The organism is Agriterribacter sp., assembly GCF_035497235.1.
Taxonomy (GTDB): domain Bacteria; phylum Bacteroidota; class Bacteroidia; order Chitinophagales; family Chitinophagaceae; genus Agriterribacter.
Genome location: NZ_DATJEB010000051.1, coordinates 210,410 through 223,665 on the forward strand (window position 1 = coordinate 210,410; position 13,256 = coordinate 223,665).

The 13,256-nt window shown below is 43.2% G+C and carries 11 protein-coding genes; 7 read left to right on the forward strand and 4 right to left on the reverse strand.

The features are described from left to right. Nucleotides 1-6: 6 nt before the first annotated feature. The 3 genes from VL121_RS18135 to VL121_RS18145 all read right to left on the reverse strand — a co-directional run bounded on the left by VL121_RS18135 (nucleotide 7) and on the right by VL121_RS18145 (nucleotide 3,673). The gene (locus tag VL121_RS18135; protein ID WP_325408000.1) at nucleotides 7-1,026 is read right to left on the reverse strand and encodes a nitrous oxide reductase accessory protein NosL; all 1,020 of its coding nucleotides are present in this window, start codon (nucleotides 1,024-1,026) and stop codon (nucleotides 7-9) included. Nucleotides 1,027-1,165: 139 nt separating this feature from the next. Beyond that, a complete protein-coding gene (gene nosZ / locus VL121_RS18140; protein WP_325408002.1) occupies nucleotides 1,166-3,160 on the reverse strand; it encodes a Sec-dependent nitrous-oxide reductase in 1,995 nt (664 codons plus the stop codon). Nucleotides 3,161-3,196: 36 nt separating this feature from the next. Then, a complete protein-coding gene (locus tag VL121_RS18145; protein ID WP_325408004.1) occupies nucleotides 3,197-3,673 on the reverse strand; it encodes a c-type cytochrome in 477 nt (158 codons plus the stop codon). Nucleotides 3,674-3,851: 178 nt separating this feature from the next. Here VL121_RS18145 and VL121_RS18150 point away from each other — a divergent pair, with 178 nt between their 5' ends. The 3 genes from VL121_RS18150 (at nucleotide 3,852) to VL121_RS18160 (ending at nucleotide 7,583) form a co-directional block, all read left to right on the forward strand. After that, nucleotides 3,852-4,463: a Crp/Fnr family transcriptional regulator gene (locus VL121_RS18150; protein WP_325408006.1), complete on the forward strand. Its 612-nt coding sequence runs from the start codon at nucleotides 3,852-3,854 to the stop codon at nucleotides 4,461-4,463. A 50-nt stretch (nucleotides 4,464-4,513) separates the two neighbouring features. Then, nucleotides 4,514-5,740: a hypothetical protein gene (locus VL121_RS18155; RefSeq protein ID WP_325408008.1), complete on the forward strand. Its 1,227-nt coding sequence runs from the start codon at nucleotides 4,514-4,516 to the stop codon at nucleotides 5,738-5,740. 64 nt (nucleotides 5,741-5,804) lie between these two features. Further along, on the forward strand, nucleotides 5,805-7,583 hold the full coding sequence (locus VL121_RS18160; protein ID WP_325408010.1) for a hypothetical protein: 1,779 nt from the start codon (nucleotides 5,805-5,807) through the stop codon (nucleotides 7,581-7,583). 143 nt (nucleotides 7,584-7,726) lie between these two features. On the opposite strand, the gene hemN is transcribed toward VL121_RS18160, so the two are convergent. Further along, complete coding sequence (gene hemN, locus VL121_RS18165; RefSeq protein ID WP_325408012.1) at nucleotides 7,727-9,265, reverse strand: oxygen-independent coproporphyrinogen III oxidase; 1,539 nt, start codon at nucleotides 9,263-9,265, stop codon at nucleotides 7,727-7,729. A gap of 11 nt (nucleotides 9,266-9,276) precedes the next feature. On the opposite strand from hemN, the gene VL121_RS18170 reads away from it, so the two are divergent. Genes VL121_RS18170 through VL121_RS18185 form a run of 4 tightly spaced genes read left to right on the forward strand, consistent with a single transcriptional unit; the run spans nucleotide 9,277 to nucleotide 13,246 of the window. Beyond that, nucleotides 9,277-9,711: an RrF2 family transcriptional regulator gene (locus VL121_RS18170; RefSeq protein WP_325408014.1), complete on the forward strand. Its 435-nt coding sequence runs from the start codon at nucleotides 9,277-9,279 to the stop codon at nucleotides 9,709-9,711. A gap of 6 nt (nucleotides 9,712-9,717) precedes the next feature. Then, nucleotides 9,718-11,901: a cbb3-type cytochrome c oxidase subunit I gene (locus VL121_RS18175; protein ID WP_325408016.1), complete on the forward strand. Its 2,184-nt coding sequence runs from the start codon at nucleotides 9,718-9,720 to the stop codon at nucleotides 11,899-11,901. Nucleotides 11,902-11,921: 20 nt separating this feature from the next. Beyond that, on the forward strand, nucleotides 11,922-12,932 hold the full coding sequence (locus VL121_RS18180; RefSeq protein WP_325408018.1) for a cytochrome c: 1,011 nt from the start codon (nucleotides 11,922-11,924) through the stop codon (nucleotides 12,930-12,932). A 53-nt stretch (nucleotides 12,933-12,985) separates the two neighbouring features. Beyond that, complete coding sequence (locus VL121_RS18185; RefSeq protein WP_325408020.1) at nucleotides 12,986-13,246, forward strand: hypothetical protein; 261 nt, start codon at nucleotides 12,986-12,988, stop codon at nucleotides 13,244-13,246. The last annotated feature ends 10 nt before the right edge of the window (nucleotides 13,247-13,256 follow it).

Consider the following 13,256-nt stretch of genomic DNA (forward strand, 5'->3'; position numbering starts at 1 on the left):
TATACCTTAAGGCATTATTTCTTTCCAGGATACTAAGGTGCCTGTAAAATTTTCTCCGGCAGCTTTTTGATCTGCTGCGTTAGAAAAGGCGGCTGTATTTCCGCCCATGGGGCTTTTTAACTGATCGCTTTTTAACAGCAGCGCATCTTCAGCAATAAGCCATTGTTCGGGCTCACTGAAATTGGCCAGGTAATAATTTTTAACGGTGCTTTTATCCCATCCGGGCGTGGCTATAAATGCCAGCATGCAATGGGTATCGTCAAATTTATATAATTTCCCTTTTTGGGTAATGAGTTCGCAGGCAAAGCGGGTATCGCTTATGCCCATCTTGCAGAAAGCGCATTGGTCTGTGCCGGCTTTAATAGGTTCGGGGCCGGAGTTGCATGATGTGAATGCGAAAACGGAGCATAAGGCTAATGCAACAGCAGACATTGACAATTTTTTTGATTTTTTTTGTTTACGAAATACAGATGCGCTGCATGCCAGCAACACTGCCCCGGTTCCTATAAATATCCATCCTCCGGTAGCCGGTATGGAATAAGCGCCAAAATTGAGCAGTTGCTTGAAGCCAATAAGCGGGGGCTGGTACGACATGCCGGGTACTTTAATAGCCGCATTAGGGTCCAGGTTGTGTCCGTAATCGTATTCCCATAGCCAGAAATCAACCATGGCTACAATACCGAACAATACAAAAAGAATAAAAACAGTATATAGCAGGCCGCGTTTGCCTATAATGGCGGTAGCCAGTATAAGGAGGCTAAAGAACCCAATGAGGTAAGGTAGTATTTTAAACTCTATAAAATCATTGGTATGCAGAGTTTTCATACCAATGTAATGATTCAAACCATTAATGATATCTACATTGCCGGCGAGCTTATCAGCATATATGAACAACTGCAAACCTTCAGGATATTGCGGCGCGTCTAAATCTATCTGCCATATAGGAAGGTAGTTTACTGCAAATAAGGCAATGGCACAAATACCCAATATAACCCGGAGGCTTCCTTTTATTTGGTTTCTTTTCATCCTTATATCTTTTATTTTTTTACCAGCCTGGCATGTACCGCTGTATCGTTTTCATTTTATATCGCGCAGCCTTAAAAAGAGAACGGAACGCGGCGCCCGTATATTTGTACAGGAGGCAACCGCATTCCGTTAAAATGTTTTATTGACCGGCCGGTACGTCTTCTGCCGGCAAATTGGTACCTGTACTAAAGGTAAGCGGTACCTTGCTTCCCGCAGGAGATACTCTTACATAGCCCGACATTTCCTGGTGCAGGGCGCTGCAGAAGTCGGTACAATACATGGGGAACATACCTACGCGGTCCGGCACCCATTTAAGGGTAGTGGTTTCTCCGGGCATAACGAGCAGTTCACCGTTATCGGCACCTTTTATGGCAAAGCCATGCGGCACATCCCAATCCTGTTCCAAGTTGGTAACATGAAAGTATACTTCATCGCCCATGCGCACGCCTTCTATGTTATCGGGTGTAAGGTGAGAACGGATAACCGTCATATAAACATGCACTTTATTACCTTCCCGAACCACTTTGGTTTCCTTTTCTCCTTTGGCTACGTAGGGATGCCTGTTGTCTTCAATCTTAAATATTTTAAGCGAATTGTCTTTAATCTTTTCGGCTCTTACCGCTTGCGCATAGTGCGGCTCTCCAATAGTAGGATAATCCAGTATCAGTTGCATTTTATCGCCACTGATATCGTACAACTGTGCGCTCTGCGACAGTTCCGGCCCGGTAGGCAGGTACCTGTCTTTGGTGATTTTGTTATACGCAATAACATATTTTGCATCGGGCTTTCTGGAGTCGCCGCCGGGTATCATCAGGTGACCTACGGAATAATAAGTAGGTACGCGGTCGAGTATTTTAAGATCCTTAATATTCCATTTTACCAGTTCCGATGATACGAACATGGAAGTGATCGCGTTTCCTTTACCGTCAAACTCGGTATGTAAGGGTCCTAAGCCCGGTTTTTGTACTTCACCATACAGTGCAGCTTCGTATTTAATTACAGGGATATTGCCAAACTTGCCTTCAAAAGCCTTGTCTTCTATGGCTTTCAGCATTTTGGTATAGGAAAATACAGGTATCAGCGCGGCTAATTTGCCACTGCCTACTATATATTCGCCGGTAGGGTCTACATCGCAGCCATGCGGCGATTTAGGACATGGAATAAAATAGCACAGTCCTTCCAGCTCACGGGCATCCAGTACAGTTACTTCCTTCAGCATTTCAGAAGTGGAGGTATGCGTTTCTTCACTGAATTTATTATGTGCGTAGTTGGCCTTAATTTTCTTCCCCTTTCCGGCTTTAATATATTCTTCCGCTTTTTTCCAGTTTACAGCCATTATAAAATCCTTATCATTTTTTGACGCGTTTACTTCCAGCAGGGTATTGGCGCCTTCTGTGTTGTAGCACGAGAAGAAGAACCAGCCGTGTGAGGGGCCTTTGCCTGCGTGGCTCAGGTCGAAGTTTACGCCCGGCGTTTCAATCTGGAAAGCGATGTCCATATTGCCGTTGTCTTTGTTTACGCTAACAAAACTAATGGTGCCTTTAAAGTTTTGTTTATAGGTATTAATAGGCACATCGCCGTTAGCGTTATCCATAGGTACGCTAAAACGCGTACCGGCTACCACGTACTCCGTATTTTCGGTAATAAAGGGTGAAGAGTGATTGCCGCCGCTATTGGGCAGTTCCAGTATTTCTGCGGTGCGGAATGTTTTAAGATCAACCCTGGCTATACGCGGGGTGTTATTGCCATTTACAAATACCCACCGTCCGTCAATTTCGCCATTGGTTTGCGACATATTAACGTGGTGCAGGTCATCCCAGGGAACAAAGCCATGAGAAGTGTTCAGCATGGGCTTGGTTTCTTCACTAAAACCCCATCCCTTTTCAGGATCTAAAGAAAATACGGGGATCACTCTCAGTAAACGTCCGGATGGTATTCCGTAAACAGATAATTGTCCGCTAAAGCCGCCCGAAACGAAGTTGTAAAACTCATCATATTTTCCTGGCGGAACATATACTTTTTCAGCAGCATTGCCGCTTACAGCAGTTCCGGCGCTTTTAGGTTTACAGGCATTCATGCCGCCAAGCAGTGTAGCCAGGGCAAGAACTGTTAATGCACTTTGTACAAGTTTCATATTTCAGGTATATTTTAAATAAAAAATGAGAACATTTTATTTTACCCCGTCATTCTGCCGCATAAATTCCACCAAATGCCTGGCATCATCATCACTCAGGCTTTGGTTGGGCATACGCACCAAACATATTTCCAACTGGGCCTGCAGTTCAGGATCCTGGTCTATCATGGCATCGGGGTTCGTAATAAAATTCATTAACCACTCGGGTTTGTGCTTGGAACTTACGCCTTTCCATCCCGGGCCTACCAATCTTTCATCGCTTAACTTATGACAACTGGCGCACTTTACTTCATATATCTGTTTTCCGCTTTGAGCCATTGCCACATCTAATGAAGCGGGCAACTCCACATTTTCAAACTTACCTTCGCCTCTTTTAGGGTCGTAACTGGGATTGCCACCCGCAGTTGATTCGGTAGCGGCGCCGGATGTATTGGTGGCCTCTTTAGTTTCGCCCGGGTTGCCGCAGGCGTAAATGGTAAACGCAATAACACTGATGACAAATAATTTTTTCATACAATTTTTTTTATAAATGCAAGATTACCAAGTATATTTTAATTATTATATGAGCGAAATCATATTGCAAATGTTGGGTAACTTGGGCAATAATGGAGTGATGGTTATCAAAAAGGGGTATGATACATATCAGGTGGCATCTGCCTGCAAAAAATGAATTACTTATTAAAGTGATGTAATGATGATCATAAATACCGATTTACTGCTGGCATATGGCGCTTCTGTTAAAGAAGTGGCTAAGGGAGAACTCATTTACCAGGAAGGTGAAGTGGCTTTGTTTTACTTTCAACTGGTAAAAGGCCGTGTAAAATGGATGAATATTGATGAGGAAGGCAGGGAGTTTATTCAGGATATTGTTGAAGCAGGGGAGAGTTTCGGAGAGGGTATTTTATTTGAGGGCGATGTATATGACGCAACGGCTGTGGCGGAAGAGCCTTCCACATTTATACGGCTGAAGCTGCCTGCTTTTCAACAGTTACTTGATGATCACCCGGACATTCATTTCGCTTTTACCAGGTTGCTATCCAGGCGCCTTCATTTTAAACTGCTGCTGGTAAAAATACTAACGAACTGCAATCCCGAATACCGGCTCATTACGCTGCTGAACTATCTTATACTGCATAAAAAGAATGTTTGCTTTACCTGCAATAAGCTTTTGCTTACCCGCAAACAACTTGCAGGTATGGTGGGTTTACGCATTGAAACCGTTATCCGTACCATTAAGCAACTGGAGCAAAAAGAACTGCTTTCTATAAATAAAGGCAAGGTATACATTACGAATATGACTTAAATCATATCCTGCTTACTGATTAGTTCGTTTTTTTGCAAAAAATCCCGGGTATGGTTAAAAGTTTAATCGGGTGGTTCAGAATATCCGTTTTTAATTTGATGCTTGTTGCTTTTATAGGTGTTTTACTAAGGTATAAAATTGCGTATGCGCTCCCCATTGTGCATCAAAAGCACCTGCTTCATGCGCATTCGCATTTTGCCTTTACCGGTTGGGTAACGCAAATATTAATGGTGCTGCTGGTAGCGCGGTTGTATACCGGGCAGCAAAATCCTTTTAAAAAATACGCTCCGGTATTATACACCAATCTTATTGCAGCCTATGGCATGTTATTCACTTTTCCTTTCCAGGGATATGGCCTGTATTCTATTAGCTTTTCCACACTCTCTATTTTTACCGCTTACGCGTTTACTATTATATACTGGAGCGATATTAACCGGGCTAAACAAAAAAGCCCCGGTGACCCCTGGTTTAAAGCCTCCCTTTTCTTTAGTATTATTTCCTCTGCCGGTGCCTTTGCACTGGCCATAATGATGGCTACCAAAACCGCGCATCCCGATAAATACCTGGCCGCTTCTTATTTCTTTTTGCATTTCCAGTACAATGGATGGTTCTTCTTTGCCTGCGTGGGATTGCTGGTTCATCAGTTACATACATGGGGCATGCAGGTAAGCAATCATAGAGCCATATTCTGGTTGTTCGCCCTGTCCTGCATCCCGGCTTATTTCCTGTCTGCACTATGGCTCCCCATTCCTTTGTGGGCGTATATACTGGTTATTGTTGCGGTTTGTTTTCAGCTTGCGGGGTTTACCCTCTTATGCAGGGCGGTTAAGCAACATTTCAAACAGTTGAAGCCGCTTATTAGTTCATTAGGTAAATGGCTGGTAGCACTATCGGGTGTTGCACTAACGATTAAATTTTTATTGCAATCGGGTTCTATTATTCCCGAACTGAGTAAACTGGCTTTTGGATTTCGTTCTATTGTTATTGGTTATTTACATTTGATTTTACTGGGCGTAATTACGCTTTTTATACTGGGCTACATTGTTATTAACAGGTACATGCGGATTAACAAAGCGGCCGTAACAGGTATTATTATTTTTATTGCGGGTATTTTCCTCAACGAATTCATATTATTCGTACAGGGCGTTGGGGCTATCAGCTATATCAGTATGCCTTATACAAATGAAATGCTTTTGGGAGCTGCTATTTTACTGTTTGCCGGCTTGTTGATACTGAATATAAGCCAGCGGAAGGGTAAGGTAGCGGAGCAGCACTGATTTTTAATTTTTTATTCAATTTTATATGTATCCAAATCCACATCACAAATTTCATATCCCTGTAATGGGCCTTGCCTTTACTATTGATAGTCCGGTTAAGGTTGCCCGCTTTGGCATAGCATCTGTTGTTTCCATTATTGAAGACCGGCTCATTGAAACCATGAGGAGTTATTATTACCCTTTTACCAACCTGCCTTTTGTTCCTATTACTACTAAGGAGATCAATTATCGCTCCAAAAGAATTACCGATTACCTGAACCTGGTCAATTATATCGTTAACCTGCAAATACAGAAGCTGAAAAATGAAGTTTTTGAAGCGGGTTCGGAGATTATGAAATATTTTGAAATGCTGCCTGATGATAATAAAGCAAAGCAATTGTACAGGCGGATGATGCATACCGAAAGCGGGCCGGAAAAGGAAGGTATGGAAAGCTGGTTACGCGGGCAGGTTATACCGGGCAGCATTGACGTAAACATTATGACCAAGTTAGATAAGAATAATTTTGATAAAGCGGGTGTATTGGTGGAGGATGGCTCAGACGCGGTATCGGCATTAAGAGGTTATGCGGATAGCGATCTTTCCAACTCTTCTGTTGTTTTTTCGGCGGGTATGAATCCGCGGTTATATAATTTCCTCGAAAAATGCGATCAGTTTGATGCGGATGATAACGGCTGTTTCCGTAAAAAAATAATTATAAAGGTAAGCGACTACCGGTCGGCGCTCATACAGGGAAAATACCTGGCCAAAAAAGGAATTTGGGTTAGCGAGTTCAGAATTGAATCGGGTTTAAACTGCGGTGGCCATGCTTTTGCAACCGATGGTTATCTGCTTGGGCCAATACTCGAAGAGTTTAAACTTAAAAAAGAAGAGCTTACCGCAGCGCTGTTCGGATTATATAATGCCGCTGTTCAGTTAAAAGGACGCAAAGGCTTTAACCAGCCTCATCCCATAAGCATAAGTGTGCAGGGAGGGATAGGCACGGCGGAAGAAGACGCTATGCTACATCATTATTACGGTATTGCCAGCACAGGATGGGGAACGCCGTTTTTACTGGTACCGGAGGCCACAACGGTAGATGAAGCTACATTGGCCTTACTGAGTAAAGCCAAAAAAGAAGATATAGAGCTGAGCAATCATTCTCCTTTGGGTGTGCCGTTTCATTATCTTAAAGGAACAAGCAGTGCACTGGAGAAACTGGAACGTATTCAAAAAGGCAACCCGGGAAGTCCCTGTACAGAAAAACACCTGGTATCGGATACGGAGTTTACCAAAGAACCCATTTGCACCGCATCGGCCAAATACCAGAAACTGAAGATCGCCCAGTTGCAATCGTTGAAAATGGAAGAAAGGGAATATCAGAAACAACTTAAAAATGTATTGGATAAAGAATGCCTTTGCATAGGATTAAGCAACGCGGCGCCTTTGCAGTATAAAACGCCCTTTCTTAAGCAGCTTACAGCAGTTACTATTTGTCCCGGACCTAATATTGCTTATTTTTCGGATATTGTATCGCTTCAAACCATGACGGAGCATATTTACGGGAAAACCAATATCATGAAAGATTCCTGCCGGCCGCATATGTTTATTGCAGAATTGTCACTATATGTTGGTTATCTTAAAAAACATGTGGAAGAAGATGCCGCTACTGTTCAAAGCCCTAAGGTGAAAAAATATTACAGTGGCTTCTGTCAAAGTCTTATAAATGGGATAGCTTACTACCGCGGCTTACAACAGTCCATTGGTTTGGGTGAACAAAATTTTAACGAGGCGCTGTGTGCGGCCGAAAATGAAATTTACGCTATAAATGAGCGGTTTTCTATAACTGATTTTAGCATTGCATAAACCAAAGATGTAGAAATGGGTGCCGGCAAGGTTATGCTGTTGTACACCTTTCCTGTTTCGTTAATTGGCGATTTTGCCACAAAGAAAAATGCTTCGTGTTTTTGTAGCTAAAATGCTTTTTTATGATCGTCCCCAAAACTGGTTTAAACCGTCATCGAAAATAAAGCGGTGGAAGGCGCTTTGGCGATGAGCCTCAGATCAAAAGCCATGCAGATATTGCGTAAAAAAGATCTGCCTTTTGGGTTAACGGTTATTTTATTTGCTGTTATAGTTACCAGTCCGTCCTCTTCCAGGGTTTTTAATCTTTCCGCAATTCCGGGAAAACGGTCTTCCGGCATCCATCCGGTTTCCAGGAAGCACATCAGGTTAAGAATATGACGGCGGATCTTCAGGTCTTCATCGGTTAAAATATGTCCTTTTACTACGGCTAACGCACCACTGTTTATTTTTTCATAATAGGCCTCAACTGTTTTTTCATTTTGGGCAAAAGCATACCAACTGTCCGATATGGCAGATACGCCCAGTCCAATCATTACCTGCGTGGCGGAAGAAGTATAACCCATAAAATTACGGTGGATCTTTTTGCTGCGCATAGACTGGTATAAGCGATCTTCAGGCAGGGAAAAATGATCCATACCTATTTCTATATACCCTGCGGCTTCTAATAATGCTTTAGCGGTTTTATAAAACTGCAGTTTCAATTCACCCGGCGGCAAATCATCTTCATCAAAGCCACGCTGTCCCACGCCTTTTATCCAGGGCACATGCGCGTACGAATAAAGTGCTACCCTGCCTGGCTTCAGCGCAATAGTAAGGGCAATGTTCTTACGTACATTTTCCAGCGTTTGAAAAGGCAGGCCAAATACAAGGTCGTGGCTTACACTTTCATAACCGGTTGCTACGGCGGTTTCGGTTACGTTTTTTACGTTTTCAAAAGGTTGAATGCGATGGATAGCTTTTTGTACTTTTTCATTATAGTCCTGCACGCCAAAACTTACCCGGCGAAAGCCCAGGTTATATAAGGTTTGCAGGTGTTCCCTGCCCGTGTTATTAGGATGTCCTTCAAAACTAAATTCTCTTTCCGGATGAACGGTGCAGCCCAGCAAAATACCCTCTAACAGTTTTTTTAAATGAGCCGGCGAAAAAAAAGTAGGCGTTCCGCCACCTAAGTGTATTTCGCGGATTACAGGTTTTTCCGGGAAGTTACGCCTGTACATATCCCATTCTTTCAAAAGCGCTTCAATATAAGGTTCTTCCACGCTGTGTTGCCTGGTAATACGTTTATTACAGGCGCAGAAAGTACAAAGGCTTTCACAAAAAGGCAGGTGAATATAAAGGCTGATACCTTCCTGCCCGAATAAACCATTCAGGCGGGCGTCCCGGCTGCTTTCTTTAAAGGATTGCCGGAGCCCGGATATCCATTGCGGAATAGAGAACCCCGCATCCTCCCAGTAGGGAACGGTAGGATAGCTGGTATACCGCGGTCCCGGAACATTATACTTTTGAATAAGCGCTGTATCAGTCATTTGCCGGATTTCATTATCAGTAAAGCAAAATTTCCTGTTTTTTCCTAAAAAAGCGTTAACCTGGATCATACGCGGAACTGAGATGCGACAGGTTTTTTCATAATAGAAGATAAAAAACTCTTTTATTATGGAATTGTCTGTTAACTTTGCCTCCATAAAAGGTATACATGTTTTCAAAAACTTGTGAATATGCGCTCAGGGCAATGTTATTTGTGGGCCAAAAGTCGAAGGATGGGAACAAAACGGGGATCAGGGAAATTGCTGAAGGGATTGATTCCCCCGAATACTTTATAGCTAAAATTTTACAGGAACTCAGCCGGAAACATCTTATACAGTCGCAGAAAGGTCCTGCCGGCGGCTTTTATCTCGATAAAAGAGGAATGGAATGCTCGCTGGCTGATATTGTTAAGGCGATAGACGGCGACACAATTTTTTCGGGCTGCGGGTTGGGGTTAAAAGAGTGTTCAGAAAAAAAGCCCTGCCCTATACACAATTCATTTAAGAAGATCAGGAAAGATATGCATGACATGCTTCAGTCGGCCAAGCTGAATGAGTTTAATGAACAATTGGAAAAGAAATTAACCTTTTTAAAAAGAGTATAATTTTTTATGAAAAAGAAGTGGTACACCCGGTTCATCAAAGGATCGCTTTTAATAGTAGCTTTGATTGGCTTTTCCCCGCTATACGCCCAAACCGGGGAAAAGCCGGCTTATTATTTTACGCATCTCAATGGTTTACTGCTCTTTCTTTTTATGCTCCTGTTTTTTATGCTTGCCACTGTTTTTTACCTGAAATTTAAAACCGGGGAAATGATTAAAATAAACAGAAGATTAAAACAGCGGAACGCTGAAAAAAAATTTGACAGGTATATCGCGAACCTGGACAGCAAACAAATTGACGCTTATTTGAATTATAAAAAGGATAGCGCTCAAACCAAAACAGCTTTACCCGGAAATACAGGAAATACAAATACCCTGCTTAAAAATATTTCTGTTTTTCTTTTGCTGTTTTTAAATGGCAAAATGCTATTTGCCCAGGAGTCGGTGCCCGATAAAGGTTCTGTTCTGGGAGAAACCGGTATTATCATAACCATAGTATTATTGCTTATTCCTATTGGTGCGGGTATTATATTTATGGTTATTAAGGTGCTGAACCTTATTAAGCAAAACCGTAACCGGCTGAATCTTGCTGAGGCCGACCAGTTGGCTCAGTATCTTGCCACTCCTCCTGATGATGATACCCGCGCCGCCCTGCTTAAACGCAAAGAGGCATTGGATTATGAACTTACACATAATGAATTGTCGGGAAGCCTGGCTCCGCAGGATGCAAAGGGACTGATTGGCAGCATCAGCGTAAACAGCGCCTTACCCGTGGTAACGCAAAAAAAGCGGGCGGTAAAGCGGCCTAATATTGATCCTGAACTGTCTAAGCTAATCCTGTGGTATATAGGGTGCGCTACTTTCTGGCTATTGTTTGGCACCACTATAGGTGAATACCTGGGCATAAAATTCGTAGCACCCGATGCGGATCATGTAAGCTGGTTAAGTTTTGGCCGTCTCCGTCCGGTGCATACCAATGCCGTATTCTGGGGCTGGGCTTCCTTAGGCATGCTGGGGCTGGCCTACTATATTGTGCCAAGAGTAAGTAATACAAAACTGGCGAGTTTTAAAATGGGATGGTATGCGCTTTACCTTATTAATGCTTCCGTTATATTAGGATCCATTTGCCTGATGGCGGGTATTAACAATGGCGGAGGAGAATATCGCGAGTACATTTGGCCGGTGATGCTGCTATTTGGCACAGGACTTATTTTAACGCTGATTAATTTTATACAAACCATTGCCAGGCGCACTACTAAGGAAATTTATATTTCCAACTGGTACATTGTTGCCGCCCTTATATTTGGGTTGGTTATTACCGTGGTAGCTTATGTGCCCTGGTGGCAGGATGGATTGGGCGAAACTATTATACAGGGATATTATATGCACCAGGGAGTGGGCATGTGGTTTATGATGATGACCCTTGGCCTGGTATATTATTATTTGCCCCAGCAGTTAAACAGGCCTATCTATTCTTATAGCCTGGGTATACTGGCCTACTGGACGCAAATACTTTTTTATACCCTTATTGGTACGCATCATTTCGTGTTCAGTTCCATACCCTGGTGGCTGCAAACCATAGCCATTGTGGGAAGCGTAGGAATGGTTATTCCGGTAGTAGCGGGCAGCACCAATTTTATAATGACCTTTAAAGGGGGCTGGCATAAAATTTCGGATAGTTACACTTTGCCGTTTTACCTGGTGGGTATTATTTTTTATTTTACCGGTTCACTGCAGGGTACCGCAGAAGCATTCCGCTCTACAAACCTGATCTGGCACTTTACCGATTTTACGGTAGCGCATTCGCATCTTACCATGTATGGTATTATTTCATTTTTTGTGTGGGCGGGCATATATACCGTTATACCCCGGTTAACAGGCAGGGAAGCGCCGCAGATAACGGTAGGCGCTCATTTCTGGTTCGCTTTAATAGGGTTGTTGTTTTATACTGTTCCGCTTATGTATGGCAGTACATTAAAGGGATTAATGTGGATAGAAGGAAAACCTTTTATAGAGAGCGTAATATTTTCGGCGCCTTACTGGCTGTGGAGAGCTGTGGGCGGCAGTTTAATGTGGATAGCACATTTGTTCTTTGCCTATAATATTTATAAAATGTTAAGTGGCAGAGGGATTGTTGATGTAAAAGAGGCCGCTTTTGAAAAACTGGCCCGGAATACAGAAGGCAATATTTGATTACTAATAGAAACACTGACATGGAATTTTTTGATAACTATAAAAAATTATTTGGCGCTACCTTTTTACTGTTTGCCGGGCTTACCATACTGGTAGCTATTTTGCCCGCGTTGCATAATCAAAAAAATAATGCGCCGCTGCCCAACGCGGAAGTAGTGAGTGATGATGCGGTAAAAGGAAAAGCAGTTTTCATTGCCAATGGTTGTGTGGCCTGCCACACCCAGCAGGTGCGTAATGTGGATATGGATAAAACCTGGGGATCACGGCCAAGTATAGCCGCAGATTATGCCGGAATACACCGTACCGATATATGGCGCAATACGGCAACGCTGATGGGAACGGAGCGCACAGGGCCCGATTTAACCAGTATTGGTACCAGGCAACCCAGCCTTGAATGGAACCTGGTGCATTTATTTAATCCGAGGATCGTGGTTAAAGAATCTATCATGCCCGCATATCCCTGGATGTTTGCCATTAAAGTAGAACCGGCGCAGGGCGATGTGGTTGTAAATGTTCCGGATGAATTTCTAAAAGGTAAAACAGGTAAGGTGGTAGCAACCAAACAGGCCTTGCAATTGGTAGCGTACCTTCAATCGCTGAAGCAAACGCCATTGCCGGATGGGCGGCCTGTGCCGGAATTTTTGTATAAAAAAGAAGTGAAAAAAACCGCTGCCGCCGGGGGTGAGGTGCAGGGTTTAGACGGGGCGGCTTTATATGCCACCAATTGCCAGAGCTGTCACCAGGCAAACGGGGAAGGGTTAAAAGGCGCTTTCCCTTCTTTGAAAGACAGTAAAATTGTACTGGACGATAACCCGCAAACAATGGTAGATATTATTATGAACGGCTACAGTGGTAGGGAAAAGGAAGGCTTTCCGCCTATGCCTGCGGTGGGTACCGATAATAAGCTGAGCGCTGAAGAAATAGCGGCTATCATGAACCATGAAAAAACAAGCTGGGGTAATAACGCGAAGCAGGTAACGCCCGAACAAATAAAGGAAATAATAGACGCCGTTAAAGTAAAAGCGAATTAGGTATTAAGGTGAAGTGAAAAGAATAGGCTGGTCAACTTTATAAAAAGACTGAAATGAAAAAAATATTACTGGGTGCTTTTGCCGTATTGCCGGCGCTAATTGTTTTTGCCTGCCCGGTTTGCGAAAAGCAGCAGCCCGAAATATTGCGTGGTATTGCACATGGCGCAGGCCCGGAAGATAACTGGGATTATATGATCGTGTGGGCAATGGTTGTTATTGTTTTGTTTACGCTGTTCTTTTCCGTAAAATGGCTGATCCGGCCGGGTGAGCGGTCGCAGCACCATATTAAAAGATTTATTTTAAATAATGAATAAATGGCATTAA